At 57.3% G+C, this 433-nt stretch carries 1 protein-coding gene; it reads left to right on the top strand.

Features of this window, described 5'->3' with window-relative positions; genetic code table 11:
- Positions 1-30: 30 nt before the first annotated feature.
- Positions 31-433, top strand: a 403-nt coding sequence (locus GWK61_RS55295) for a hypothetical protein (protein WP_194922383.1), incomplete at its 3' end; no start/stop codon positions are given.

The following is a 433-nucleotide window of genomic DNA, read 5'->3' as shown; positions in this document are numbered from 1 at the left end:
AATGTGGACACGAAAGGCACAGCATGGCACTTGGGCGTGCCGCTGGTGTCGAAGTCTCCGTATTACGACGACTATCGAGGGTACGGTCTCGTCGAAGTCGTCAAGGGTGAACCTAATGCCAACGGTGCGTTCTTCTCCATCGGCACGATGGAGACGGTCGACGATTATCTGTTCTATCGAGGACAGTTTGACGACTGGATAGCCTCCACCAAGGCGTATCGGAACGAAACGATCACTCCGAGACCAGATCTGAACAACGTGACTCAAAATGCCGTGCCAGACTACGACGCGCTGGCCGGGAAGGTGCTGCAGCACATCCAGTATTCTCCTGACGGCGGGCCGCCGGTCACATGGGATCAGCACCAGTATCTGCTCAGGACAACGGCCACCGGCTATCCGCTTCCGAACGACCGCACGCACAACGCGTATCAGG

The organism is Catenulispora rubra (assembly GCF_015356825.1).
Classification (GTDB): Bacteria; Actinomycetota; Actinomycetes; order Streptomycetales; family Catenulisporaceae; genus Catenulispora; species Catenulispora rubra.
The sequence above is the reverse complement of the archived record's forward strand: the minus strand, read 5'-3'. Positions and strand labels throughout refer to the sequence as shown.